Below are 26,971 nucleotides of genomic sequence, written 5' to 3'. Positions count from 1 at the left end.
TAAAAAGCCTTATGATTACACCCAAAAGATACAAAAAAAAGAGTAGAAAACTTTTAGCTTCTACTCCTTTAATTAACAATTATTCCTGAAAAGGACTTTTTCAGTGCCCTCGACCACACTCTTCGGCTTTTAATTATAATGGAATTTTTTGAATCTCTTCCAGAATCAATTCTGCTGTAGCATCAATTGCTTTTTCAACGATATTTTCCGGTTTCCCTTTAAAGTTAAAACGTCTCGCTATTTCTTTATTGGGCAAAATAATATGAACGAAGATCGTACCTACAGGTTTACTTGCTGTTTCACTTCCGCCGGGAGTTGTTAATCCGGTTAAGGCAACACATATTTCCGATGGAACATATCGATGAAAATTCTGTGCCATTAACTTGGTAACCATAGCTGATTCTGCAGTATGTTTTTTAATGGTTCCGTGCGGAATCAGCAGTAAATCTTCTTTCATAGAATGATGATAACAAACCATTCCTCCTATTAAAATTTTACCTGAATTTATAACGGTCGAAAACTCATAACTTAATCTTCCTGCAGAGGCACTTTCGACAAAAGTTATAGTCAGTTTTTTTTCTATCAAAGCCTGGCAACATTCAATTACCTTTTCAGAAGCCATATTATTATATATTAAATTACTTGATTTTATTCTCCTGTTTCGCTATGTGGCGCATCTACAGGTTTGGATTGTGAAGATCCTTTTTGTCGTAAAAATATTGATAACACAATGATTGCAAAAATTGACAGAAACTCGCTTTGCCAGTTTTGAAAAGATTCGAACCAAAAACGGGATTGTCCTAAATAATCCGCTAAAGAAACTTGCGGATCTCCTTTTAAAACATTCATTGTATTTTCATCTTTAAAACTTCCGTAAAAATGAAGAAAAAAAGAAACGATAAACAGCAGGAATAAACTTATGGTGAGCGAATTTTTATAAAGAGATAACAAAATTCCGCCTTTTTTTACTGGCCATGGCGCATCTTTTCGCTGTGGAGAAGGTTCGCGATCAACTTCTTCCTCCCCATCAAAACCTTTAGATTCTGATGATCCCTTTTGCCTTAAAAAAATAGTTAGCCAAACTAACAAACCCATTTGCAAAAACTCACTTTCCCAATTCTCAAAAGTAGCTTCAAAGAAATGTCCGGTGGTCAGATAATTACTCAATGTAATTGCATGACCACCGTTTTCTATAAGCTCTTTATTATATTCTTCGATACCAAAATAAATCTGACCTAAAAATGCTCCTATAAAAAGTAACAAAAACACAATCGAAAGACTGTTTTGATATATAAATTTTTTCATTTTTTGCTTATTAGAAAATACATTTCAAAATTTATTATTGTTTAATAATTGCTTCACGTTCCCAGAAACGGTGTCTTCCCATTGCTTTTATAAAAGAAGTTGCCAAAGCCTTATCGCCTGTTTTTTCGCTGGTTAAAATTCCCGCATCTTTATGCAAATCATCTTTTAGAGGAAGTACCTGAACTCCCTGACCCTCGGCAGCAATAAACTTGCAGTGATGGTAAGAATCTTTTATAAACTCAGCTACTTCTTTCTTGTTTTTAAGAGTCAGAATTCCTTTTCCGGCAGGAATAAACACAGCATCAAATAATACTGAAGCTGCAATAAGATAACTTTGATCTACTGGAATTTCTAAACCTTCTTCTGAAACGATTGTCCCCAGATGCGGTGCAATAATTACGGCTTTTGCTCCGGCTTCTTTCAACGCCGCTTTCATCGTTTTTATCGAATTGGCATTTACACCTTCGGCACATAAAAAAGCAACTTGTCTGGTGGCAATTGTATTAGATATCGTTGGGTTTTTCAACATACTTAAAGCATCTGAATTCTCAATGGATTGTTTTATTTCTTTAGGTTCTTGTTTTCCCTCATCATCTGCTCCTACTCCGTGATTAATTGGTTTTTCTGGCGTTGCCGGTACATTTAATCCTAATGCTTTGCCGACTTTTGCAGCCAGATTTTTATCAATTTGAGATAACAATCCTAACATACGCGTTCTAATTGCAATAGTTTCTACTTTGCCTAATTCAAAAGACAAGGCATCTCCAATATGATTTTGTTCAATTGACGTTTGGCTGTTATAAAAAAGTTTTGCCTGACTGAAATGATCAGAGAAACTTTCGCTTCTTTCGCGGATTTTATGAGCATCGATTCGCTCATTAAAACTGCTAAAACCACCCTCGTCTATTTTTGCCTGAAACGGACACCCGCCTCCTAATGAATTTGGATGATAACTTACACGTCCGGTTGGAATTTCCTGGCGCATATGACCGTCCCGCTGATTATTATGCATTGGTGCAACGGTACGGTTGATTGGGATTTCATGAAAATTAGGACTTCCTAATCGTGATAATTGTGTATCTGTGTAGGAAAACAATCGCCCTTGTAATAACGGATCATTTGAGAAATCGATTCCGGGAACAACATGTCCGGGATGAAAGGCAACCTGTTCTGTCTCTGCAAAGAAATTATCCGGATTTTTGTTGAGCACCATTTTACCAATGATTTGTACCGGAACTAATTCTTCAGGAATTAATTTGGTTGGGTCCAAAAGATCAAATTCAAATTTATGTTCGTCAGCTTCCGGGATAATCTGCACTCCTAATTCCCATTCAGGAAAATTTCCGCCATCGATTGCTTCCCATAAATCCTGCTTGTGAAAATCAGAATTTTTACCCGATATTTTTTGTGCTTCGTCCCAAGCTACACCATGAGTTCCTAATTTAGGTTTCCAATGAAATTTCACAAAATGAGATTCATTGTTTTTATTGATAAATCTAAAAGTATGAACTCCAAAACCTTCCATCATTCTTAAACTTCTCGGGATCGCTCTGTCGCTCATCACCCACATAATCATGTGCATAGACTCTGGCATTAGCGAAATAAAATCCCAAAAAGTATCGTGTGCAGATGCTGCTTGTGGCATTTCATGATGTGGTTCCGGTTTTACGGCATGTATTAAATCGGGAAATTTCATGGCATCCTGAATAAAAAACACCGGCATATTATTCCCTACTAAATCATAGTTTCCTTCCTGCGTATAAAATTTAACCGAAAATCCACGTACATCACGCGCTAAATCTGTCGAACCTCTTGAACCTGCAACAGTAGAAAAACGTACAAAAACTGGCGTTTTGATACTTTTATTATTTAGGAATTCTGCTTTAGTATATTTTTCCATAGATTCATACAATTCAAAATATCCATGAGCCGCAGAACCTCTCGCATGAACGATTCTTTCCGGAATGCGTTCGTGGTCAAAATGGGTTATTTTCTCTCTTAAAATAAAATCTTCTAATAGCGAAGGTCCTCTTTCGCCAGCTTTAAGGGAATTATTATTGTCATTAATTTTTACTCCCTGATTTGTCGTCATGAATTGATTGTCGGCATTTGATTTATTAAATTCTAAATCTCTTTGCTTTTCATCCGCATGATCCTGACTTGGTTTTTTTGAATTTTTCATGTTAAAAGTTGTTTGTTTTTTTTTAAATAAATTTTAAAAACAGCTTTTTTTAAATCTCTCTTTAATGTCGTTAATAAGCGATTATAAGATGGACAAGCTCTAAATAAGTAAGACAAATTTAGTTTACTATACAACCAAGTATTTACATGATTATGGACAAAATTTACATTTTTTAAATATTTGGTAATCAACAACTAAACAATAATACCTTATTAAAAGTAAATTTCTATTTAGGTAAAAAACAGACTCTCTCTATCACAAAACAATTATAGTAATAAGTCTAAACATTACATTATAAAATACTGTTAACTATATAATTAGATTTTATTTTTATGTAATATGTTTTTTACGTTTGTGAAGTAGATTTGTAGTATAACAACAATTAAAAAATTAAATATCATGAATGCAAAAGACCAAAAAAACAGCAGCACTGAAACATCAGGTGCTAAGTCGATGGATAAAAAAATAGACAAAAAGGAAACCTCTCCAAAAAGAGAAGTGCAACACAATCCTAAAGACGATAAAAAACCGTCGACTACAAAAAAGTAATTAATTCTAAAGTATATAAATATGGAAAATGGAAGCAACCAAAATTACGGTAGAGAAAATCGTGATTTTAATCAGGACTTAGATACTCTTATCGACAAAGAGAATAACTATCAGGATAAGAAATATGAAAATCATGACGAATATATAGATGATGTTAATCATCAGACTAACGATTATAATCGAAATGAAAACAATCCCGGCGAAGAACCAATTCTTAATGGCGAAGATCAAATTACAAACGATCAGGATCCGGAAGATTTAGACGATTCGCTGGAGAAAGATGGTGATCTTGATGATGATGATTCAGATGAAGATGATGACGATTTAGATCTGGATGAAGTTTCACACGATCCATTTCCGAGCACTAATCCGGAAAATTTCTAGACATTATGACATATTTTAGTTAGAGAACCGTTAAGGATTTGAACTTAACGGTTATTTTTTGTAAATTAGAATTTGATATGGAATTCTATAATAAAAAAGTATAACTATATAATGGTAATGGATTGAATTGCAGTAATTTTAATTTTTATAATTTGAATAAATTAAAATCGACTTAGAAAATGCTTTTTTATCATGGAGATCACAATTCAAATCATCTGGTTATTTGTTCTGGCTATTCCGATAGCCTGCATTAGTTGGACTGTAACGCATGAAGAAATTTTTAAGGAACCTCGTGAATGGTGCATAAAACATTCGAAAAACGACAGGACTCTTTTGTCCAGAAAGGTTTTTTATCTTTTTACGTGCGAATATTGTTTTAGTCATTATGTCACAATTGCTTTTTTGATCTTTTGTAATTATAAACTTTTACTAAATGATTGGCGTGGCTACATTCTGGCAGGATTTTCGCTTGTTTTTATAGCGAACGTCTATATGAGTCTTTTTGCTTTGCTAAGACAGGCTATTAAAAAAGAAAAAGTCGAAATTGAAAAAATTGAAAACGAAACTGATGGCGAAAAGCTATCTACATAAAAAGTATAACTAAATAAATTGAAAACTCATGGAAAATTTAAATTTTATAGATCCATTATTACACGGAATAACGCCTGAAAAAACAAGCAACGCAATACCAAACCTTTCTGCGAAACAATTAGTTTGTGCCGGAGTAAGCTCATTATTAATAGGTGCAGTTCTAAAAAAAGTTGGACAAAATAATGCTGCTGCTGTTATTGGCGGTCTTGCATTGCCATTATTAGCTTCAGCATGTTACAAACAATTTACTAAAGTTGCAAAAGCAAAAAGAGAAATTAATGACAGTAGTGGTATTGAATATAATCACTAATCTTTGTTGAAACTCTATACTAATGAATAAAAGAAATATTTGTTGGCCACCAATTCACGAATTATGCTACATCATCAGCTATAAAGATTCGCGAATTCGTGGCCTATTTTTTTGATCTGAATAGAAGGATAATTTCCTAAACTGACGAAAAAAAAGGCTGCCTTTTTCCGGCAACCTTTAGAATCGTAAAAAAATATCCTGACTATTTTTTAATTGGATTTTTTATGGTATCCAAGTGAACAGGATTTGCTGTAGGATCTGATACTATTTTTGTTGTATTGGATTGTTGTTTTTTACCGGTTCCTACTTTTTGTGCCGTACTTTTTTTAGAAGCTCCAGGATTTTTTACAGTATCTAAACGTACAGGATTAGCGGTTGGATCAGATACTATTTTTGTCGTATTTGCTTCTTGTTTCTTTCCGGTTCCCACTTTATGCGAACTATTTTTCTTAGCAACTACTTTACTTTTTACTGTATCAATACGAATAGGATTCGCAGTGGGATCTGATACTATTTTTGTAGTGCTCTTTTTTTGTGACGTTTGCTGCGCCATTGCCGTTCCTGAAAACAAGATCATTGCAAAGGCTAAAAGTAAATTTTTCATAATGTTGATTTTTTTAATTAAAATGGGGTAATATATAAACCAATCTCAATTTAAAGCCGACATCTGAATTAAGTTACTTCAATCAAAATCAATCTATAAGCGCATACCAAACTAACAGGATTATTTGACCTGTATATTTCCTTCGGCCCAATTGAGGGCTTTATTAAAATCTAGCTTTTTAAAACCTTTAAATTCTCCAGGAACTACATAACTAAATCCGTTTGTGAAAGTAATTATCTCATCAGAATCTGTAACTATTGCTGCCCTATTCCATTTTCCCAGATGTTTTAATCCTAACAAAGCATCTTCTAACCATGCGCCAGCGGTAAAATTCTTAATGTCTGTATCGAGCACCAGCAAAAAGTTGATTTCATTGGTTTGTTTTACTAAATGTTCTACAGCCGGAACAACGGCAGATAGAAAATCTTCTTTAGTTACTTCTGCTAATGCTCTAAAAGCTACAATATTGTCTGTTGTATCAATTTGATGTATCATTTTATTTTATTTTTGAATTGTGTTATGTATACTTTTTACTCTCTGTAATTTTCACTTCAGAATATGAGAATTACTCTCAAATTTAGTTATAGAATGCCTTTCGACTCTTATAATATCTCATTCAATTTTTACATTATAACTATCTAAGCATCAATACAAAATGAAACAAAAAAAAAAAAAAAACACAAAAGACAAAGCTGGCAATTATGATTGTTAAGAATAATTTTTTCGTTTTACATTTTAACCACAATATTGTCTTTCCGAGCGAAGGAAAAATCACAAAGCTGAAGATAATGATTTTTAAGTACTACTATTTCTTCATAAAAAAAACCTGTCTCTTTCGAAACAGGCTCTTTGTAAAAAAAAAATAAACTAACACAAAACTTTAATTGTAACCTTGATTTTGTTTGAAAAACTTTTGATCGATAACCGTTTGTGGAATTGGAAATACTCTTCTAAAGGGTTGAGAAGCAGATTTTGCAGTTCCTGGTAAATCAAATTTTCCAAAACGTATACTTTGTGGTCTTCTTTGTAATTCCCAGTACAATTCGAAACCTAATTCTTTATACAATTGCTGTGAGTCTAATGAAGTAAGTGCTTTTCCTGTAGCGCTTCCGAATAATGATTCTCTTTTTCTGCTTGTACGCAGTTTATTAAGATCGATCATAGCAAGACCACCGTTTCCTTTTCTAAAATAGGCCTCAGCTCTCATGGCATAAATTCCTCCTAAACGGAACAACGGAATGTCGACATTACTGTTACCATTTCCTCCTTCAGGATCAAATTCATATTTAAAAACACGAGCTCCCTGATTGATTTCGTTTTGAGCAAATACAGATTTAGTTGGATCTGCAAATGTCAATGATGGCGTAAAATTCATTCTTGTACCCGTACTTTTTTCCATAACTAATGGAGAAACTTTGATACGGTTACCTATCATTTCAAGAGATCCTGAAGGCAATAATATTGGTCCGTATTGAAGTCCGGCCTGAATTCCTCTATTAAAATGGAACCAAGGCAGTGCCGGGCTGCTTTTAGGTATAATGTCTGTTGCAGGAACACTTACATCTGTGCCATCATTCATAAACCAAGTACCATCAGCATATTGATAATGCTGCTCGAATCTTGGATCATCGTGATTACCGTCCCAGGTTGCGTAAAATTCAGGAGTTGTACAGGCAGCATTTGTCCCTCTGTTTGCAGCAGATGTTCTCTGGTTACGCTCCATACACACATAAGCAAAACTGTTAGAACCGTTACGGATATAATCTATTTTTTGAGAAATTGCGAAAATAAGTTCTTTACCATTATCGTTGTCTCTTGCAAAGTTTTTGAAAAAATCACTTTCTAAACTATATTTTCCTGAATCGATTAGTAGTGATGTATAATAAATAACACGATCCATATCTGTTCCTGTGCTTCCGGTAACAGCCGGTTCATTAAAATTGAAACTGGATGCAGCATTATAACGGTCTTTAAAAACAGCACGATTTAGATACATTGTGCTTAAAAAAGCATAAGCCGCTTGTTTGGTAAATCTTCCGTGGTGTGTTCTTTGTGTACCAATATCAGCCAAGTTTGGTATTAAAGCTTCAACATCCGTAATTAATTTGTCGATCTCAGTCTCTGCTTTCAAAATTTGCAAAGGCGCATCTACATTCAACGGATCTCTGGATGGAGCTTGTCCGTACAAATCTAATGTCGTGTATGTATAATAAGCTAAAAGCGCTTTTGATTCAGCCAAAAATAATGCCTTTTCAGGAAAAGTACTTTCTTGTGCAGACTTAATTGCAGTTAAAGAACGAGTAATTCCGTTTGTCAATAAATTCCAGTTATCCACTATGATCGCATTACTTGAAGTCCATGTAAATTCATGCATGTCCCTCCATTTTCCACCATCTCCCCAGTCGCTTCCGCGAGTTGGTAAAATAGCTTCATCTGTAGTATATTCCTGCATGGCAAAAATAGCGCCGTGATCTACAAAAGTTCCGTCTCCAAGTCTGTCATAAGCCGCAGCAAGGGCACCGGCAGGATCTGTAGCGTCAGTTCCCAGTTTTTCATCCAACACAACTTCATTAAGATCTGTACAGCTGTTTAAGAGAAAAATAAAAGAGAATATTGTTATGATTTTTATGCTGAAAAATGTTTTTGTCTTCATTATTTATAATTTTAAAGTTGCTCCGAAACTGAACGTTCTGGAAGTTGGGTAACTAGCGTAATCAATACCAATAGATTGGTTTCCTCCACTTGATTTTGGGCTGTTGATTAATGGGTCGTAACCTGTATAGTTTGTAATTGTAATTAAGTTTTGGCCTGTAATATAAAGAGTCAATCCATTTAACCAGTTCACTCCTTTTAGATCAAAATTATAACCAATACGCGCTGTATTCAATCTGATAAAATCTGATTTCTCTAAGAATAATGTCGATAAAATTGGCGAGTTTGCTGCATTTGCTCCAGACTCATAATAACCTGTAGCTACATTTCGGTCAGATGCCAAGTTATTTATGTTTAATGCATTAAGTCCTGTATTATTCAACAAATAACCTCCTGTTTGACCAATAATAGAGAATGAGAATGTAAAGTTCTTGTATCTCATATCGCTATTGAAACCATAATAAAAAGTTGGCAATGCTCCTTCGATAATAATTCTGTCGCTGTTGTCGATTTTACCATCTCCGTTTTGATCTTTAAAAATATTTCCGCCTTTACTGTCAAAACCAATATGCTCTAACAAATAAAACGAACCTGCCGCATAACCACTTTTGTAAATGTTAGCATTTACTCCGGATTGTCCGGGCCCTGAAATCGTTCCTGTTAAGATTTCTGAAACCGGCAAATCTTCGATTTTATTTTTTAATGTTGCACCGTTCATATCGATGTTCCAGCTAAAGTTTTTAGTATCTACTAACTTTGAGCCTAACATAAACTCAAAACCTTTGTTCACAATTTTTCCATCGATATTCGTCCATACAGTCGTTGTAGGTTTCAAAGGACTTGACGGAACGTTTAAGATCGCATCTGTAGTTGTTTTGTTGAAATAATCAAGAGTTCCGTACAACTTATCACCCCATAAATTAAAATCTAAACCTAAATTGTATTGTGTAACTACTTCCCATTTTAAATCAGGATTTGCTGTTCTGGTTACAGAAACTCCGTTTACAAGATTCAAATCATCATATAAATAATATCCATCCGGACCTGATAAGGAATAACTTGCTTTAGTAAGTTTGTTCTGAACTTCTTGATTTCCAGTCTGTCCCCAACTTGCTCTTAACTTTAAGTTGTTTATTGCAGCTACATTTTCTAAGAAACTTTCTCTGGAAATATTCCATCCTAACGCAGCTGATGGGAAGTAACCGTATTTGTTATTATCACCAAAACGAGTCGAACCATCTGCTCTCATCGAAGCTGTAAGAAGGTATTTATTGTTGAATGTATAGTTGATTCTTCCAAAATAAGATTGTAACTCATTTTCCTGAGCATATCCGGTAGTTCCAGACTGTATTCCAGCAAAACCAGGATTAATAGATGGCTTAATGCCAGCTCCCTGCGCAGCGATTCCGTCAATACTGAAACTTGTACCTGATCTTTCAAATTTTTGATAAGAGAAACCTCCCAAAACTTCAAATTTCTGTTTATCCAAAGCCAGATTATACGTTAAATAGTGCTCGATCAGAGAGTTCTTAGAATCTAAATTATTCTGAACGTATTTTCCTTTTGGATTTAAATCGGTTACGTTTGGATAAATTGTTGTGTTTCTTTCAGCCGTAGAACGATCGATACCAATGTTTAGTTTATATTCTAATCCGTCAACAATTCTTAACGAAGCCTCAAGATTTCCTAAAACTCTCAACGTACGTGTTTGGTCCTCATAGATGCTTAATAAATAAGCAGGATTATAATGCGCATTCATGTTAAAGTTGGTAAACTTTCCGTTAGCATCATAAACTGATCGTGTTGGGTTTGCCATTAAAGTATGTACAATCAACTGACCGTTTGAACCACCGTCATCACTAGTAGGAACACCATCATCTTTGGTTTCACTAGCCGTAAGATTTACTTTTACTTTCAAACGTTTGTTATCAAGAAAAGATTCGGCAGCATTAATTCTACCCGACATACGTTTGAAATTACTATTTCGGATAATACCTTCCTGATCCATTTGAGCCACAGAAGCATAATAATTTCCTGACTCTGTTTGCTTAGAGAAAGACAGTGCGTTGTTTTTTGTAACTGCCGTTCTGTAAATTACGTCCTGCCAATCAGTGTTTCCGCCATGATCAAAAGCAGGTTCTTTAATAGCGCCTCTATATTGACTTGCACTTAAAACATCCAGTTTATTAGCTACAGTCGAAAGTCCTGTATAGGTATCAAATGTCAAAGTTCCCTCGCCTTTAGATCCTTTTTTAGTCGTTACCAAAACAACTCCGTTAGATCCTCTTGCACCGTAAATTGCTGCTGCAGACGCATCTTTAAGAACGGTAATCGATTCGATATCACTGCTGTTCAAAAAGTTCAAAGGATTTTTTGCAGATGAAGATCCAAAACCAACATTACTTCCTGAAGGGCTCACATCATCATTTGCCAACGGAACACCATCTACAACAAACAAAGGTGTGCTTCCGCTTCTGATCGATCCAACTCCACGAATCGTAACGTTTACTCCTGCTCCCGGTTCTCCACTTGTACTTACTACACGAACTCCGGCCACTTTTCCCTGTAATAAATTATCAGGCGAAATGGTAACTCCTTGCTTAAAATTTGCTGCTTCAAGTTGTGTAACAGCTCCAGTAACATCTTTTTTAGATTGCTTACCATAACCTACAACCAAAACCTCATTTAGTTCCGCCGTATTTGGCTCTAACTGAATGGTCATAAAACCTTTTTGAATTGAAACTGTCTTTGTTTTATAACCTACATACGAAACCTCGATTGTTTTTCCTTCGCCAACCGTAATTTCAAATATTCCGTCGAAATCAGAAACAACTGAATTAGAAGAACTAGTTTCCATAACGTTGGCACCAGGAATTGGCACTTTATTTTCGTCAACAATTTTTCCCTTTATCTTGATTCTTTCAACTGCATTATTAACAATTGTTTTAAGGGCTATTGTTTTTTGAATTAAAACTAATTTGCCATTTATATTATAATTGAAATTAGCTTTTTTAGAAAGATCACTTAAAATTAAAGCAATAGATTCATTTGTGTAATTTACTGTGTAAGTGGCATTATCAGCAATAATAGCCTGTCCGTAACTGAATTTATAATCCGTTTGGGCGCTCAGTTTTGAAAAAATAGAAACAAGTGTTGCTTTTTCTATTTTATTTTTTACATTTGATTCTTCAGGGAAATTAGTTTTACTGTAACCACTTTGCACGGCCAGTAACGCTAGTACTAAAAAGACGATTCTCCTTAGATTTAAATAGGTAAGTTTAAAATACATGATTTAAGTTATTGGTTTTTTTACGATACTTAATTATAAATGGCAGTTGTTCTCAGCAACTGCTTTTTTTGTTTTTAATTTACTTTTACTATTTCGCCATAAACTTTGAATTTTAGGTTTGTGATGTAATTAATTTGTTCTAAAACATTCTCTAATGATGCGTCCTTCTTGATGAACACCGTTAACGGCGTTGCTAATACATGTTCATTATTGTACTGAAATGAAACTCCGTATTTATATTGTAAAATCGTGATAACTTGCTTTAATGTAGTTTGATTCAGCGTCACATCTGTATTGTACCAATTGACCAAAAATGATTTATCAGCCATTTGCTTACTTAGTTTTTGTGCTGTAAACAAAGCTTCTTCATTTGGAACTACATCGACACTTTGCCCTTTTCCTGAAACATTGACTTTTCCGGTTACAACTATAACCTCGCATTTTGATTTTGAAAGCTGAATGTGAAATGAAGTTCCCACCACTCTCGTTTTGATTTCGCCGGAACTAATTATAAAAGGATGCTTTTTGTCTTTGGCAACTTCAAAAAATGCATTTCCTTTTAGTAGTGAAACTTTTCTTTCTCCGCCTTGAAATTTTTCAGGATACTGAAATAATGAATTTGCTGCCAGATAAATTTTCGAGCCGTCACTTAATTCGATAGATTTGGGGATATCTGACGTTTTAAATGATAATTGCTTTTCGGCCGTAACGTTTGGCTTATAGAAAATTCCTAAACCAACAAGAAAAAGAATGCTGGCAGCTGCCATATATTTCACATAAGGATTGAAGCTTTTCTTCTTCCCTATTCTAAGTTGAATATTTTCATATATGTTTTGAGAAACCTGATTCGAATTTCCCATCGAAGTTTCATCCCAATCTGAATTTTGATATTCGTTTAAAGCAAAACTATTCAGTAAATTTTCTTCTGCTTCAGATGTTTTGTTTCGACTGCTTTTATCGACAAGATATTCTAAACTATGCTTGATTCTTTTTATCATAATACTTCTTATTACAAGTAAGTACCAGAAATGTAAAATCGTACTATCGGGAAATATTATGAAACCGTTAACACAAAGTTATCTTAAAAATTTTGATGTAAAATAATGAATGGAGCAAGCCAGGCAAGGTCTTTCAGGCCTTCTCGCAATTGCTTTAAGGCCGAAGAAATTTGATTTTTAACAGTTTGTTTCGAAATTCCAAGTTCCTCAGCAATCTGATCAATTGACATATCCTGAAATTTGTACATCAGTAAAACTTCTTTTCGTTTCTCCGGAAGCTGATCTAATAAGGAATAAAGCACATCCATTAATTCAGGATCAATCGAACTGATATTATCAATAATATAATCTTCGAATTTATCTTCCAGAATCGTCTTATCGAACCTGTTATTTTGGTAATGTTTGAAGACCTGGTTTTTTACTGCTCTGAACAAGTAAGGTTCGATGGCATTAATATTCAAATCGTCTTTTCGTTCCCATAAATCAATAAAGACATCCTGAACAATGTTCTGCGCCAAGTCTTTATCCTGAGTCATCGTATACGAAAAGGCATTGAGCTTTTTCCAGTAATCAGTATACGTTTTTTCAAAAATTTCAGGGTTTTTCATAGCTTATTTTGGAACTGTTTGGTGATGTAAAATAATAAAATGTTATACCAAACTTTTTTGTCTGAAGGTTATCTTTAAATTAAATAAAGAATTATTTTGATGTAGAAATACTACTATTTTCGGGCAATGATCACAATCAGGTTGCGATTTCTTGCTTTTTTAATAACATAAAAATCAAACACAACTCCTAATTTAGTTTCCGCTAAAATACCGTTTGGATATAAGTATAAAACATAACACGAATTGCACTATTTGTCACTAATTCGTTCCTGAAATTAATTTCACAAACAAGGTTTACCTGTTCAAATTCGTGCAATTCGTGTTCAGATTTTATAATGCTTCCGTCCACATGGTGACTAAAAAGGTAATTTTCTTATGGTGCGTCCACAGTATTAATAAAAATTACACTCTCAAAATCATGAAACAAATTCTGTTTACCTTATTTATTGCCGGCACAATACATTGCAACAGTCAGATACAAAATGACCATCTAAAAATCAATCAACTGCAAGTAATCGGATCCCATAATAGTTACCGCCAGAATATCGAACCGGATCTCTACAATCTCATTCAGGCAAAAGATACTTCGCGTTCACTAAAGGGGTTGCAATACACCCATATTCCGCTTACAGAACAATTGAATAAAGGTTTAAGAAATCTTGAAATTGATGTTCAGGGAGATACAAAAGGCGGAAGATATGCACATCCAAAGGGATTGGACATTGCAAAATCTGACGAACCTTATGATCCAAATGGAGAGATGAAAAAACCTGGTTTTAAAGTTTTTCATATGATCGATATTGATTTTAGAACTTCATCTTACACTTTACAAAGTTGTCTTGCAGAATTAAAAAAATGGTCTGACGCAAACCCTGATCACATTCCGATTTTTATTACGCTGGAACCAAAAGATGATGATAGTTATTTAGGTACAAAAGCCGAGAAATTTACGCCTCAATTGTTCGATGCTTTAGACAAAGAACTTCGTAAAGGTTTAGGGAATAAACTAATCACGCCGGATATGGTTCGTGGAAAATACAAAACCTTAGAAGAAGCTGTTTTAAACAATAATTGGCCAACATTGAAAAAAGCAAAAGGTAAATTTTTATTTATCTTGGATAATAATGGAGAAAAAAGAGATTTGTATGCCCTGAATCATCCTTCCTTAAAAGGACGTGCTGTTTTTATCAATGCTGATCCCGGAAAACCCGAAGCAGCCACTTTATTCCGCAACAACTCTGAAGATCCTGAAATCACAAACTTGGTTAAAAAAGGATACATCATAAGAACCCGTGCAGATTCTGATACTAAAGAAGCTCGCGCCAATGATTACAAACATTTTGAAGCTGCTAAAAAATCCGGCGCTCAGGTAATTACAACAGATTATTATTTGCCAAGTACTCTTTTTAATTCTCCTTACCAGATAAAATACGATGATGGCAGTTATGTGAGAGTTAATCCTGTGAATGGAGTTGAATAAGTTTTCAGTCTCAGTCCCAGTTTTCAGGTTGGGATGAATAAAATTTAACCGCAAGGTACGCAAAGATTTTTTATCTCATTTTAATGCATAGAAAACGCAAAGTTCGCAAAGCTGATCGTTAATATAGCTTTGCGAACTTTGCGTTTTTAATAGATAAATCCGTTTAAATCCGCGTTTTCGCTTTAGCGAATCCGTATCATTCGCGTACTTCATAACCACAATCCCTTTCCGATCTCAAAGCAAAGCGAACCAAATCAAATCTTAGCGAACTTTGCGCAAAATCTTAACGCCCTTTGCGGTAAAATCTACGCCTACCTTAAACTCATTTCAAACTTGAAACCTGAAACAAAATAAACCTGAAACTATTTTTCACTCTTAATCTCCCCCGTTTTCAAATTTACACTAAAATGATCCGCCGGAACTTCGTGCATGAATTTATTGAAGATGATCAGAAACAACCGCATTTGGTTTTGCAATTCATTTTCTTTTGATGCATCCTCCCTATGATTCTCGAAATATAACTGAGATAAGACTTTATATTGTTTCGCTCTTGCGGTTCCAACATCGACCAAAGCCAATTCATCGGCGCTTCTGAAACGGTAAAAATCGACCAGAAGATCATAACCTGTCCAATTGAAATCTTGCTTTTTCAGATCGTTTTTAGCTAGAAATTGATCGGCTTTACTTTCTGCTTCCGTCCATTCTTTTTTAAAATTTTCTTTATTTTTTAAGATAACATCAAAATCTTTATCGGATTGAATATTTGCCAGAACCAACAAATCTTTTCCGGAAACATTCAGGATAAAATTCTTAAAACCTACAGGCCAATCATCTTTCAGAAAACGCAATCGAACCAACTCCTTCAAATGAAAATTAGTAAAATCGTGATAATTTTTAGTTTTCAAAATATCAATATTCCAAATATCTTTTGTGTTCTGACTTTCTAAGAATTGATACTCCGTTTTGTACAAATCAAAAAGTTCATCGTATCTCGGCACCTCATCAATTGTAATAGTCTGAATATCTACCAGATTATCTTTTTTGATCGTCAATAATTTATATGCGGGAATATAGGCTGCCAAAGAAGGCGTTTGAATATTTACTAAAGTATTTCCTTTTGCTGTGGTACGAACTCCTGTATCATTAATATGCATGTGCCCGCCAAAGTGAATCTTTAATCCCGCATCTGCAAAAACCTGTGCTACTTCTTCGACCGGAACGCGGTTCAATTGCCATTTGTTTGGCCCAAGTAATTCTTTTATTTCCGTAGAAGCGTCATCATTAAAATCAATCATCGGAAAATGACTGAAAGCGATCAATGTTTTACCTTGCATTTTGGCTTGCGCCGAAATTTCTTCTACCCATTTTATTAGGTGTTTTTTATTCGAAAGTACATTATTATATCCTGTACTCGCTTCAGCGTAACTTTTAGAATCTTTTGGATCTCCATCATTTTTCTTCGGAATATAAACATTGCCATCAATTGCCATTAACCAAAGTCCTTCGACTGGTTCAACCACATAACTCACATCCGGAACTTCAAATCCAGGTGCCACACTATAAACTCTATTGGATAATAAAGCAGCTTTCGACGCTTTTTCGAAACTATAATTCTCAGCAGTATACGTAGAAAATGGTGTTGCCCAGAATTTGCATTTTTTATTTGGATAAAAACCAAAATTTTTCAAATTGTCTGTAATTCCCAAATAACCCATTTTAGCAATATCGGCGGTCACAACAACGGGCTGTTCGATGGTTAAATTAGGCGTATATAAACCGTCTTTGCTATAAATGGGCTGACTTTTTCCGTCTTTGCCTAAAAAATCTTCTTTACCGGATTCTTGTGCAAAAGGTCCAACGGGATCGTGATTTCCTGTCGTGATGAAAAACTCGATATTGTATTTTTTTCTATATTGATCTAAGATTTTCTCTAATCCTTTTACATGTATTGGCTGACCATCATCTGTATAATCTCCGGGAAGTGCCACGTATTTTATCTTTCGTCTGGCGATATCTTCTAAAGCGGCTATAAATGCAAAATAATTCTCATTGAAGATTCGGGTCGAATGCAATTGAGAAGCCATCGTTCTCATCAAAACATATTTACCTGTGTTTGGATTCAAAATACCTTTATAATCATTATCTGAAAAGGTTCCGAATAAATCCTGTAAATGAACATCGGATAAAAAAGCAACTTGCGTTCCATCGAGATTTCTTTGTTTTTGTGCGGAAATAGTAATATTCAACAAAATAAAAAACAGAAGGGTTAAAGAAGTTTTATAAGGAGAAGTAATTTTTAAAGTCATAGCTCAGCTTTTGCAAATGGGATTTCTAAACATCAAAGAATCTGCAATTTTAGGAATTAAAAGCTGAAATACCTTTATCGTAGTGTTACGGAATGATAATATTTATGGCAATAAGGGAAATTTAATCGGTAAGTTTATTTAAACGCGAAGTCGATTTAACCGCAAGGTTCGCTAATTTTTTTTATTAAGTAGCTGTAATAAAGGAAAAGTTCGCAAAGCTTTGTATTCAACCAGCTTTGCGAACTTTTTGTTTATGAACATAATGTAGTATAAAAAACTTTACGAACCTTGCGGTTAAATTATACTCAAACTATTTTTTAATAAAACGTCTCACGGTTTTAATTCCGTCTTTCTCTACTAAAACCAAGTAAATTCCGCTTTTTAAACCCGAAACATCCACACTATTATTATTCACCGTTTGTGATGAAACCGTAGCGCCTCCTTCAGAATTAATAATGTTTACGTTTGCTCCGGAGACTTCTATACTAAAGAAAAGTGCTTCTTGTGTTGGGTTTGGATAAACATTCAAATTTGCAATTCCTTCAGCTGATAATTCTGGAGAAGCTGACTTTGCTGCCAAAGCTGTTCCTGATTTTGTGATTCGGAACCAGTTGATATTAACTCCTGAACTTTGTATAAATATTCCAAAATTATACGTTCCCGCATTTACATTTACGGTTTGAGATACCGTTTGCCAATTTTGCCAACCTCCCGTATTCGGAATATTTACAGTACCTAACTGAATCGTTCCTGCATTTAGATCTGATGAGATTCTGGCACCATTTACGGCACTTGCCACTCTATATTCGATTACATAAGAACCTGAAGTCGGAAAATTGACATTTGAATATGCCATCCAGTCACCTGTATCTGCGTAACCTACATTTAATCCTCCACCAGTATCTGTTGTTGGTTCACTTTGAATACCACTCATCGAAGAATAGTTTTCTGCTTGTATTAAAGTTCCCGTACCTGTTGGCGGCTGACTTCCTGTAATTACCTGGTTTACGGCTGTTAATAATGATTTAGCGCCAACAGCATCTTGTGATAATTCCCAAATCATAACTCCTCCTGCGTTCTGAATTGCAAAAGTTGTTTTTTGTTTGATCGTTGGAATCCCGTTATAATAAATCGTGTTTCCTACCTGATCCAGATTTTCTGCTCCCGGATATTGCGCTACGATATTAGCATAAGAAATTCCCTGATTGGCAGAAGCTCCAAAACCATATCCGTAAAACGGAAGTCCAATGATTGCTTTATTTGCCGGCAATCCTCTTCCGGTCCAGTAATTAAACTGATTTACGGCCATACTATATGGGGAATGTTGTCCCGGACTTCCGGGAGCCCAGGGACCTGTTGCATCATATGCCATAATATTAATCCAGTCGAAAGCAGCAAAAGTAGAAGACGGTACATTTGCACCACCATATCCTTCTGAAAGTGCTGCTGTAATTTGTTTTCCATTCGCGTGTAATTTGGCTGCAAGTGCTATCACAAATGCTCCGTAATCACTATTAATTGCAGGTCCTTCGAGATCCATGTCGACACCATCAAAATTATGGGCAACTACGTAATCGTATATTTTTTGGATAAAAGCCGTTCTGTTGGCGCTTTTAATCAGATTGAAATAATTGTCACGAATTGCTCCTCCTTCAGAAACTGATCCTCCACCAAGAGAAACAAAAACTTTTACGTTCTGTGAATGTGCCGCATTGATAATCGTATTAGATCCGGAATTAAAAGACAGATATCCGTTTGCATCAGGATTTTCGAAAGCAATATTTATATGGGTTAATTTGCTGTACTGAACACTACTCGAAAATGCATTGAGATCTACCCAATTGGGAATATAAGCAATCACTTTCTTCTGGGCCATTGACAAATTGAAAATTCCCAATACTAAAATGATCATCCACTTTAGTGGCATTGTTTTGTAATTGTCTTTCATAGGTTTTCGTTTAAAAGTTAATAAAAATTGTAATTAATTGGAAAAAGAAAAGACTCAAGATGATAAATTCCAATTTTTTTAAATTCCAAATTCTAATTTTTTAAAACTTCAGATTTGTAACTTCAACAAGTAAAGTCATAATTGGAATTTAGAGTTCGAAATTTGGAATTTACCATCCTGAGTCTTTTACTTCATTTAAAACTATTTCTTGATAAAACGTTTCACTGTTTTTTGACCGTTTTTTTCAAAAACTATCAAATAAACACCTCGTCTCAAATACGAAACATCTAAACTGTTATTATTTACTTTTTTCCCTGAAAATACAGTACCAGTCTGAGAATCTACAATGCTTACATTTCCTCCCGATACATCAGTTGTGATGTAAAGTGTATTTTCTACCGGACTTGGATATATAGTTAAAGCCGTAGCAGTTGTTTCTTCTTCGGCTAAAGGAGCTGAAGCCATTTTAGCTGTTAAACCAGCACCCGCTTTTGTGATTTTTATCCAGTTGATGTTCATTCCGGTATTCTGAATGTAAATTCCAAAGTTGTACGTTCCTGCATTTACGTTTACTGTTTGAGATACTGTTTGCCAGTTTTGCCATCCTCCGGTATTTGGAATATCAACACTACCTAAAACAATAGTTCCTCCGTTTAAATCAGATGATAATTTACCGCCTGTGACAGCACTTGCTACACGATATTCTATTAAGTAAGAACCTGTTGATGGGAAATTGATATTATTATACGCCAGCCAATCGCCTGTATCAGTATAGGCTACGTTAGAACCGCCTCCTGTATCTGTTGTAGCTTCCACCTGAATACCGCTCATGGAAGAATAATCTTCTGCCTGAATTAAAACCGAAGTCTGCGAACTTGTAGCCGGAACCAGTTTCCATTGTCCACAAGTTTGATTGTTGTTGTCCCATTGTTGTACAACAGCTCCGGAAGCTGTACTTGCTGCTGCAACCTCAACAATTCTACCGCTGTGTCTGGCGACAATTTTATAAAATCCATCGCCTGTAGCAACCAATACAAATTGTTGGTTGGTGGTTGCATTGTACGGATATTGCTCGACACGCGCACCATTGGCTTTATTAAAATTATTTACATCTAAAGATTGTCCGCTATGATTGGCTATAATTTTATACAAACCATCGCCTAAATGTGTGAAGGTAAATTTCTGATTGTTGCCTGAATTCAGAGCGCCCTGATTAATAGCCGCACCATTCGATAAATTAGCGTTCCAGACATCCATGTACAGATTACTGTTTCTGTTTTGAAGATAAAAAGTCTGATTCCCTAAAGTAGCCGTTCCGTTTGCGATTATACGAACAGAAGTTACTTTATCATTCCAGGTGGTATTCAAACAAGCATTATCAGAATTAATTACGGTTGAAGCTCCTGTAAAATTATCATCCTGATACAAAATCGCCTGAAATCCCTGAGTGACTTTAAGTGAAGAAATATCATCATTTAAAACTCCCAAAGAATTTAAACGCGCCAGATTATAGTCTCCAATAGTCAATCCGCCTGAAAATCCGGTATAATTACAATCTTTATAAACCGTAATAACGTCTGTCGTAGCAGGAACTGATGGTACTGAACCTGCGTATCCTCCATAAGTCGCAATTACTTTAGTAGGTTGCGTTGTATGAAGCGACGGCGACTGATCTGCCACATCATCATAAGCAAATCCGTAGGCGAGATTATCAACACTTATTCCCGGTAAATGCCAGAATTTAGAATAATGATTGGTTGGATTCACCTGATAAAATTTCGATGCATCGTACCAGTTTTGTTGTCCCGGATTTGGAGTTGCCGTATTAACAACATGACGGTTAATGGCAGCTGTTAATTGTGCCTGAATTACAAGATCTAAATCTCCATCGACCAATCTTCTGTCCAGAACACCTTTTCCTTCAAGCGCTTCCTGAGTCGAAGGTCTATTTTGAACTCTTCCTGTACGACCAACAAAACCACCTGATTGTCCTACCATTTCCAATTGTTCTCCAATAACCCTTCCTTTGAAAACACCTGCGTCTCCGGCATAAAATATTAAATCTTCATTTTTATATTTGTTCCAAATGGCATCAATATAAGATTTTAGATAATTGGCCTGAGCTCCAACGCTCGTTCCGCCACTACCATCTGCAAAAGCAGGAGTTTTTGATGGTGCCGTAATTTCTCCTGTTGCATCATTTACACAACCCTGAAATTCCGCTGGAACATTGGCTTTGAAAGCCGCCACAATATCTGCGTGTTTTTTTAATTCCCCCACACGTTTCTGGTAGCCATTCGCTCCAAATAATTCTAATCCCATTGGGTATTTATACGAATCGACTCTCGAAGGATTTCCAAAAAAACCGTATTGATTGTTCGTCAATTCGATTATTTCATATAAAATTCCCTGATTTGGATCTGTTGCATTGAGCGGATTTGGTGATGTATATCCAGAAGGTGCGCCGCTTGCACCAAAAAAGTAGAAATACAATTGCTGCCCTTTGGCAATAAAAACCCTACAGCCTGCAATTTGCGGCAGCGTAAAAGTCTTGTTGGGAATTTCGCTTAATTTAGTAAAACAATTGGCATATTTTGAGTTTTGTCCCGGTCCGGTATTTCCCCCAATTGTAGGTCCTGTAACTGTATTATAAGAAGCACTCATTGGCAAAACCTGACTTGTTTTGGCATTTACCCAAACGTGGTTTCCAGTATTGTAATCAATCCCCACTATGGCGACATACAATTCGTTATCATTAAATGTTGAAGTATTGCTAATGGTAAATGGTATAGGTCCCTGCCCATACATAAAGTGGCTGAGCAATGCCAGAAGCAGTGCAGTAAAAAATCTTTTTTGTAATTTAAAGTTTCTCATTGTTTAAAATTGTTTGGGTTAATAAACTTGTTTTTAATTCATTAGTAAGAAATGAGAAAATATTAAGTGATAACTCGTAGCGTATAATTAAGAAAATATATTTAAACACATAGAAACATAGATTCTATGGATCAAAAAAAGTATACAAACAGGAAAAACATTTCTTTTGCATAGATACTGATGCATTTTTTTTATAAAATGAAATACTTTTTTTAGTAAACAAAATTTATGTTTCTATGTGCTAAAAAGAATTATACCTAACGGGTTACTTTATAAAAAGTTGGGTGTAACTATTAAGGATCATTACACCCAACCGGAAATTTTAGTTTATTGCTTAATCAATTTTTTAGACCAGCTTTTTTGATCTGATTTAAAGTTTAGGATGTAAATTCCTTTTCTAAGTTTACTCACATCTATAAATTCTCCTTTAGTATCAGAATTCAGTTTTTTCTCTATTTTCAATGTTCCTGAATCATCATAAATGGTTACGACTTTATTGTCTAATTGTTCAGGTATTGCCAATTGAACATAGTTGTTTGCCGGATTAGGATACATCGCAAAAGCAGTAGTTGTTGCTTCTGTTTCCTCGGTAGCAACCGCAGCCATTTTGGCTGTAGAAGCAGATCCGTAAGCTTCGATCTCGAATAAAGAATATCCGTATGGAGCCAAAGCTTTTGCTGTACATAAAATTCTAATGTATCTTCCTGTTCCGCTTAGAGTCAAATCATCTGTTCCTCCGTCGCTTGCCGTTTGTGTATTTACGGTTTTGCTTTCGGTAAAATTCAAATCAGATGAAATTTGTACTTTGTATTGGGTTGCAAAAGCAGCTTCCCATTTCAGCACCACACGATTGATATTGTAGTTACTTCCTAAATCAACATAAATCCATTCGCTGGCATTTACAAAACCACTTGCCCATCTTGTTCCGGCATCTCCGTCTGTGGCTTTCGCCGAAGAAAAAGTAGCATTCTCCTCTGTAGAAGCTACAGTTGGTTTTGCTAAAGCTAAATTGACATTGCTCGTTGGAGGTGTAATATTGCGAACAATAACATCGCTGAAAACTCCCGTTGCCAAAGTTCCGTTTGCATGAGACGTTACCGCCATTCCCACATAAATAGTACTTGCCATAGCAATTGTTCTTGGTGTACCAATTGGTGTCCAGGTTGTTCCGTTATCTGATGAATAAGACGTAAATACATTTCCTGCTCTTGTTACACGAAGCCATTTTGGCGTTGTTCCTGTAGCGCTCTGAGCCGTTGTGATTCCTGAAATCGCATCTCTGGATAGAAATTCTACCCCAGCTGCGGCCGTAATATCAGTCATCGCATGTTTAGAAGTTGGTGTAAGGGTTTCACGGAACATTACTCCGGCTTTAGCATAAGTGTTTGTATTCGTTAATGAATTTACTTTGGCAATAATTTCAGCATCACCCGTAATAGGTTGGTTCACAAATTGGAATTGATCACTTGATTCCCAGATATCTGTTCCTGATCCTTTAATGGTGAAAGTTCCGCTAGCATGAGTTGCTGCTCCCGCTGGCGTTACAGCACCTAAATCATTACTAACCCACGGCGCCGGTAAAGTAGCAGGAGGATTTTCTGTAGAAACTAAATTTATCGCTCTGATATTATCAAAATAATACGTGTTTCCTGAATTGGTTCCCGGTTCAAACAAGAACACAAAACGGTTGACTTCAGTATCTAATGTTGAAGCATCAGGTGCACTTGCATAAGTAAAAGTAATCGTATGCCACGTATTGCTTTGTTTTACAACTCCCTGATAAATACTATGTCTCCCCACTGGATAATTTGAAGGAACCGAAGCACTGCTTTCTGCCTGCCATGAAATTACAGATCCCACAGGAGCAGAGGTGTAAACATCCATAGCGAATTTTTTCGTTCCGCTTTTAAAATCTCCAATATTGCTTAAAGTTGTATTGAATGAAAAATTATCATACAACTCTGTCGCTTTTCTAACATATTTTCCAACGTTCGAAGATGTATTAATTCCGCTCGCACTTGGATTTGGCGTATTTGCTGTATAAGTTCCAATGGCATCTCTGAATGTGATATTATGAATGGTTTGATAATCTTCGTAAACTACTCCGGGCGTGAAAGTATCCGGTAATTTGGTTGAACCAATTCTGATATTATCAAAATAATAGGTATCGTTTGTGTATGAACCTGAATTGGCTAAGATCACCATTTGGTTTACCGCAAGATTAGATGTTCCTTCATCAGGACTTGAATTGTAATAGAAAGTCAGGGTTTCCCACTGATTCTGTTTGGTTGTGATAGCAACATAATTACTATTTCTTCCTGTGGGGAAATTAGCCGGAAGCGATGTTGCACTATTCTCTAAATTCAGACTTACAACCGTACCAATTGGCGCTGTAGTATAAAGATCAATCATGATTTTATTGGTCTGATTTTTCAGTAAACCTGCGTCTTCGATATTGCCTTGTGTATTAAAGAAAAGTACATCATATTGTTCTGTAACATTACGAACATACTTCGCCACATTTGCAGACGAGTTTACCGAATTTGCTCCAGGATTCGCTACAACAGAATATACACCGGTTGTTGTTCCTTTGATAATTTTATTGATACCATCATAATTCTGAAGAACATCTGTCGCAATAATTGCTTTTTCAGGAGCGGCTTTTGTAAGCAGATTATCAAAATAATAGGTAGTGCCGGTATTTGAATTGGATTCAAAAAGAAATACTACATTATTGATTGACAATGCACTTGTATTGGCATCTATTACTTTTTCGAATTCAAATTCAATCGTTTCCCATTTGTTCTGAACCGTTGTCGTGGCTTTGTAACCGCTATGTCTTCCTGAAGGGAAATTAGTTGCTGTAGTTACCAGACTATTCTCGAGTTGCATCGAGATTTTTGTACCAACCGGCGCCGAAGTATAGATATCAAAAGAAAGTTTTTTTCTGCCATAAACGTAATCATTGGCATTGCTAATTACTACATTTTTGATATTCAGAACATCATACAATTCAGAGGCGTTACGAACATATTTCCCTACCAAAGCAGATGTATTGATTCCCGTAGCTGATGGATTTGCAACGGCTTCTGTCAAGACTCCTGTTTTAAGTCCGTACACCACATTTCTATTGGATTGAAAATCTTCGTAGATTCTTTCTACCGGTAAAGGCACTTCTGTAATTACCGCAAGTTTATAGGTATTACCGGCACATCCAGAAACTGTTGTCGCTACCGAAACATCTCCTCCTGTAGTTCCCCAATTTACCGTAATAGTGTTTGTTCCCTGTCCTGAAGTAATTGTGGCTCCGGCAGGAACTGTCCAGTTATACGTAGCTCCGGCAATTGTATTGATAGAATACGTTTTACCAGTTTGGTTTTGGTATACTTTTGCATTTCCTAATACTCCATAAGTAAAACTACCGCTGTAAACGCGAACATAATCTACTTGTAATTTTGCAGGAAAGTCAGCTGGAATTGGTTCTACCCCTGCTCCATTTACACTTGTATAAGGCGTTCCGCCACTACCAACGGCAAGATTTAAAATAATATAAAACTGTTGGTCATTAAAAGGCCATCCGCCATTTACAGTTGTCTGTGGTGTTGCGGTATGAAATAAATTGCCATCAATAAACCATTTAATGATATTTGGTCCCCATTCTACGGCATACACATGAAATTCACCAGACAAATCAGTTGGAGAACTATAACTTCTTCCTGTATAATGATATCCTCCCGCATCATAATGAATTGTTCCATCTACAGATTTTGGGTTTCTGTGTTTGGCTTCCATAATATCAATTTCGCCTGTAAAAGGCCAGTTTGAAGTCCCGGCTGGTAACATCCAGAAGGCCGGCCATGCGCCCATTCCATTAGATAATTTCATACGGGCTTCGATTCTTCCGTATTTTAAAGCATACTTGCCTTCTGTAGTTAGTTTTGCAGAAGAATACGGCTGTGAGGGAAACGAAGCATTGGGTGCGTATTTTGCCTCAATGTTCAAATAACTGTTTGTTCCTTCCTTGACAATTGTTGCCTGAGTGGGATCGTAACGTTGCGCTTCTGCATTTCCAAATCCGCAGAGTGACGGACAGCCGTTTCCTGAAATACTTTGCCATTTGGTTGCGTCGACGGTTGTACCGTTGAATTCATCTGACCAAATTAAGGTGCTGCATTGCGAGTGTACTTTTAGAAGTGGGGATAATGCCACCACTAATACCATTAAACACTTTTTTAATACATTGTAATTACTTCTCGGTGGTCGGCCGAAAAAAGAGTCTTTTTGTTTCATTTGTTTTTAGGTTATTTGTTAGTAGAGATTATTAGTGCAATAAAAATCAACTTTGTAAAAATAGATTGTTATTTTAGTAATAAAGGAACAATATTAACAAATAAATCAGGCAAGACTTACATTTTTGAATACGGTTTGACTACGGTGTTTGTAAAAAAATGTACTATTTAGCGGTCAAAAAGCGCAAAACTACTTAGGATTTTACTGATGATAGAAAAACTGAATTATTAGATCGTTTTCAGTATCTAAAGTCTACAAATTTCCAAATAACATGTTATGTTAGAGAAATCCCAGCTGGACGATATGTTTATAGGAATTTAAATATCCATTTTTCAAAGAGCCTCATAGGGGCGACATATTTATCGATTTGATAATTTATCTATATATCGCTCCGCTGGAGCTTTTGATTATTTCATTCTTCCAATTGAGCAGATTTTCATCATTTTTAAGCTTAGTCTGTCATTTCGACCAAAGGGAGAAATCGCACTATAAACGCAACAAAGATTTGAAAGATTATTAAGCAGAGCTACTCGTGTGATCCTTCCTTCGTCAGGATGACAAAAATGAGCATATATCTGCCTGAAAAAATTTAAACAAATCC

General features: G+C 35.5%; 18 protein-coding genes. 5 read left to right on the top strand and 13 right to left on the bottom strand.

Annotated features, from left to right (window positions below; all coding sequences use genetic code 11):
* Positions 1 to 133: 133 nt before the first annotated feature.
* The 3 genes from NJT12_RS11075 to NJT12_RS11065 are packed head-to-tail and all read right to left on the bottom strand — an operon-like array spanning position 134 to position 3,487.
* Positions 134 to 622 (bottom strand): CinA family protein, encoded by a 489-nt coding sequence (locus NJT12_RS11075; RefSeq protein WP_271335967.1) that lies wholly within the window; start codon positions 620 to 622, stop codon positions 134 to 136.
* A gap of 26 nt (positions 623 to 648) precedes the next feature.
* Positions 649 to 1,305 carry a DUF6766 family protein gene (locus NJT12_RS11070; RefSeq protein ID WP_271335966.1) on the bottom strand — a complete coding sequence of 219 codons (657 nt, stop codon included), beginning with the start codon at positions 1,303 to 1,305 and terminating at the stop codon, positions 649 to 651.
* 34 nt (positions 1,306 to 1,339) lie between these two features.
* Positions 1,340 to 3,487: a catalase gene (locus tag NJT12_RS11065; RefSeq protein WP_271335965.1), complete on the bottom strand. Its 2,148-nt coding sequence runs from the start codon at positions 3,485 to 3,487 to the stop codon at positions 1,340 to 1,342.
* Positions 3,488 to 3,886: 399 nt separating this feature from the next.
* On the opposite strand from NJT12_RS11065, the gene NJT12_RS11060 reads away from it, so the two are divergent.
* From NJT12_RS11060 to NJT12_RS11045, 4 genes are all read left to right on the top strand, one after another.
* Positions 3,887 to 4,036, top strand: a complete 150-nt coding sequence (locus NJT12_RS11060) for a hypothetical protein (protein WP_271335964.1) — start codon at positions 3,887 to 3,889, stop codon at positions 4,034 to 4,036.
* A gap of 21 nt (positions 4,037 to 4,057) precedes the next feature.
* Positions 4,058 to 4,420: a hypothetical protein gene (locus NJT12_RS11055; protein ID WP_271335963.1), complete on the top strand. Its 363-nt coding sequence runs from the start codon at positions 4,058 to 4,060 to the stop codon at positions 4,418 to 4,420.
* A 192-nt stretch (positions 4,421 to 4,612) separates the two neighbouring features.
* Entirely contained in the window at positions 4,613 to 5,011 is a 399-nt protein-coding gene (locus NJT12_RS11050) for a hypothetical protein (RefSeq protein WP_271335962.1), read from the top strand.
* Positions 5,012 to 5,039: 28 nt separating this feature from the next.
* The gene (locus tag NJT12_RS11045; RefSeq protein WP_271335961.1) at positions 5,040 to 5,321 is read left to right on the top strand and encodes a PrgI family protein; all 282 of its coding nucleotides are present in this window, start codon (positions 5,040 to 5,042) and stop codon (positions 5,319 to 5,321) included.
* Between the two features lie 202 nt (positions 5,322 to 5,523).
* Here the strand turns inward: NJT12_RS11045 and NJT12_RS11040 are convergent, their stop codons facing one another.
* The 6 genes from NJT12_RS11040 to NJT12_RS11015 form a co-directional block, all read right to left on the bottom strand.
* Entirely contained in the window at positions 5,524 to 5,925 is a 402-nt protein-coding gene (locus NJT12_RS11040; protein ID WP_271335960.1) for a hypothetical protein, read from the bottom strand.
* A 120-nt stretch (positions 5,926 to 6,045) separates the two neighbouring features.
* On the bottom strand, positions 6,046 to 6,420 hold the full coding sequence (locus NJT12_RS11035; RefSeq protein WP_271335959.1) for a SpoIIAA family protein: 375 nt from the start codon (positions 6,418 to 6,420) through the stop codon (positions 6,046 to 6,048).
* A 385-nt stretch (positions 6,421 to 6,805) separates the two neighbouring features.
* On the bottom strand, positions 6,806 to 8,578 hold the full coding sequence (locus tag NJT12_RS11030; protein WP_271335958.1) for a RagB/SusD family nutrient uptake outer membrane protein: 1,773 nt from the start codon (positions 8,576 to 8,578) through the stop codon (positions 6,806 to 6,808).
* Positions 8,579 to 8,581: 3 nt separating this feature from the next.
* Entirely contained in the window at positions 8,582 to 11,866 is a 3,285-nt protein-coding gene (locus tag NJT12_RS11025; RefSeq protein WP_271335957.1) for a SusC/RagA family TonB-linked outer membrane protein, read from the bottom strand.
* 74 nt (positions 11,867 to 11,940) lie between these two features.
* A complete protein-coding gene (locus NJT12_RS11020) occupies positions 11,941 to 12,864 on the bottom strand; it encodes a FecR family protein (RefSeq protein ID WP_271335956.1) in 924 nt (307 codons plus the stop codon).
* Between the two features lie 83 nt (positions 12,865 to 12,947).
* Positions 12,948 to 13,472: an RNA polymerase sigma-70 factor gene (locus NJT12_RS11015; RefSeq protein ID WP_271335955.1), complete on the bottom strand. Its 525-nt coding sequence runs from the start codon at positions 13,470 to 13,472 to the stop codon at positions 12,948 to 12,950.
* Between the two features lie 418 nt (positions 13,473 to 13,890).
* On the opposite strand from NJT12_RS11015, the gene NJT12_RS11010 reads away from it, so the two are divergent.
* Positions 13,891 to 14,952, top strand: a complete 1,062-nt coding sequence (locus tag NJT12_RS11010) for a phosphatidylinositol-specific phospholipase C1-like protein (protein ID WP_271335954.1) — start codon at positions 13,891 to 13,893, stop codon at positions 14,950 to 14,952.
* 362 nt (positions 14,953 to 15,314) lie between these two features.
* Here NJT12_RS11010 and NJT12_RS11005 read toward each other — a convergent pair whose 3' ends face one another.
* The 4 genes from NJT12_RS11005 to NJT12_RS10990 all read right to left on the bottom strand — a co-directional run bounded on the left by NJT12_RS11005 (position 15,315) and on the right by NJT12_RS10990 (position 26,370).
* Positions 15,315 to 17,258, bottom strand: a complete 1,944-nt coding sequence (locus NJT12_RS11005) for a metallophosphoesterase family protein (protein WP_271335953.1) — start codon at positions 17,256 to 17,258, stop codon at positions 15,315 to 15,317.
* Between the two features lie 310 nt (positions 17,259 to 17,568).
* A complete protein-coding gene (locus tag NJT12_RS11000; RefSeq protein ID WP_271335952.1) occupies positions 17,569 to 19,206 on the bottom strand; it encodes a glycosyl hydrolase family 18 protein in 1,638 nt (545 codons plus the stop codon).
* A gap of 201 nt (positions 19,207 to 19,407) precedes the next feature.
* The gene (locus NJT12_RS10995; RefSeq protein WP_271335951.1) at positions 19,408 to 22,080 is read right to left on the bottom strand and encodes a beta-1,3-glucanase family protein; all 2,673 of its coding nucleotides are present in this window, start codon (positions 22,078 to 22,080) and stop codon (positions 19,408 to 19,410) included.
* 327 nt (positions 22,081 to 22,407) lie between these two features.
* Positions 22,408 to 26,370, bottom strand: a complete 3,963-nt coding sequence (locus NJT12_RS10990) for a family 16 glycosylhydrolase (protein WP_271335950.1) — start codon at positions 26,368 to 26,370, stop codon at positions 22,408 to 22,410.
* Positions 26,371 to 26,971 lie beyond the last annotated feature (601 nt).

This window comes from Flavobacterium azizsancarii, from assembly GCF_027980145.1.
In the GTDB taxonomy this organism is placed as follows: Bacteria; Bacteroidota; Bacteroidia; order Flavobacteriales; family Flavobacteriaceae; genus Flavobacterium; species Flavobacterium azizsancarii.
Note: the sequence above shows the minus strand (reverse complement) of the source record. Positions and strands in the feature narration are given on the sequence as shown.

Coding starts and splice junctions, on each gene's coding strand:
- NJT12_RS11005 (WP_271335953.1), bottom strand. CDS start 17,258: ATGACTTTAAAAATTACTTCTCCTTATAAAACTTCTTTAACCCTTCTG.
- NJT12_RS11040 (WP_271335960.1), bottom strand. CDS start 5,925: ATGAAAAATTTACTTTTAGCCTTTGCAATGATCTTGTTTTCAGGAACG.
- NJT12_RS11075 (WP_271335967.1), bottom strand. CDS start 622: ATGGCTTCTGAAAAGGTAATTGAATGTTGCCAGGCTTTGATAGAAAAA.
- NJT12_RS11070 (WP_271335966.1), bottom strand. CDS start 1,305: ATGAAAAAATTTATATATCAAAACAGTCTTTCGATTGTGTTTTTGTTA.
- NJT12_RS11015 (WP_271335955.1), bottom strand. CDS start 13,472: ATGAAAAACCCTGAAATTTTTGAAAAAACGTATACTGATTACTGGAAA.
- NJT12_RS11060 (WP_271335964.1), top strand. CDS start 3,887: ATGAATGCAAAAGACCAAAAAAACAGCAGCACTGAAACATCAGGTGCT.
- NJT12_RS10995 (WP_271335951.1), bottom strand. CDS start 22,080: ATGAGAAACTTTAAATTACAAAAAAGATTTTTTACTGCACTGCTTCTG.
- NJT12_RS11045 (WP_271335961.1), top strand. CDS start 5,040: ATGGAAAATTTAAATTTTATAGATCCATTATTACACGGAATAACGCCT.
- NJT12_RS11000 (WP_271335952.1), bottom strand. CDS start 19,206: ATGAAAGACAATTACAAAACAATGCCACTAAAGTGGATGATCATTTTA.
- NJT12_RS10990 (WP_271335950.1), bottom strand. CDS start 26,370: ATGAAACAAAAAGACTCTTTTTTCGGCCGACCACCGAGAAGTAATTAC.
- NJT12_RS11035 (WP_271335959.1), bottom strand. CDS start 6,420: ATGATACATCAAATTGATACAACAGACAATATTGTAGCTTTTAGAGCA.
- NJT12_RS11030 (WP_271335958.1), bottom strand. CDS start 8,578: ATGAAGACAAAAACATTTTTCAGCATAAAAATCATAACAATATTCTCT.
- NJT12_RS11010 (WP_271335954.1), top strand. CDS start 13,891: ATGAAACAAATTCTGTTTACCTTATTTATTGCCGGCACAATACATTGC.
- NJT12_RS11065 (WP_271335965.1), bottom strand. CDS start 3,487: ATGAAAAATTCAAAAAAACCAAGTCAGGATCATGCGGATGAAAAGCAA.
- NJT12_RS11055 (WP_271335963.1), top strand. CDS start 4,058: ATGGAAAATGGAAGCAACCAAAATTACGGTAGAGAAAATCGTGATTTT.
- NJT12_RS11025 (WP_271335957.1), bottom strand. CDS start 11,866: ATGTATTTTAAACTTACCTATTTAAATCTAAGGAGAATCGTCTTTTTA.
- NJT12_RS11050 (WP_271335962.1), top strand. CDS start 4,613: ATGGAGATCACAATTCAAATCATCTGGTTATTTGTTCTGGCTATTCCG.
- NJT12_RS11020 (WP_271335956.1), bottom strand. CDS start 12,864: ATGATAAAAAGAATCAAGCATAGTTTAGAATATCTTGTCGATAAAAGC.